Consider the following 366-nt stretch of genomic DNA (forward strand, 5'->3'; position numbering starts at 1 on the left):
GCGTGACTATGAGCGTCGTATCGACGTCTCACAGGCCATGATCCTTGTCGCCATGGGCGCCAGTCTCACAGGCAGAAATGCCCATCCGTGAGTTTCCAAACAGGCTCTCAGGATAAAAGTCATCCGACCCGCTGTCTCATGGCTTAAGGGCATCTAGGTCACGTTGAAAGAAGATCTGATCCAATGTCTTGCGGCCTTTGCGTGATGGAACAACCGGCAGGATCGTGTGGCTCACAAGCGCCTGACGGAAACAGTCGCTGTCATAGCCCCGATCAGCCAGCATCGCCCTCGGGTTTGGAACAGGCAACATCAGCAGGGAGTCTGTGGCTTTGTAAGCTGAGACCTGGCCTTTGGTCAGGACGAGTC

At 55.5% G+C, this 366-nt stretch carries 1 pseudogene; it reads right to left on the minus strand.

Annotated elements, in window-relative coordinates:
- Positions 1-136 precede the first annotated feature (136 nt).
- Positions 137-366 (minus strand): annotated as a pseudogene (locus tag AA0535_RS10835) (hypothetical protein); the annotation flags it as partial.

The sequence above is a fragment of the Asaia krungthepensis NRIC 0535 genome (assembly GCF_025995175.1).
Classification (GTDB): Bacteria; Pseudomonadota; Alphaproteobacteria; order Acetobacterales; family Acetobacteraceae; genus Asaia; species Asaia krungthepensis.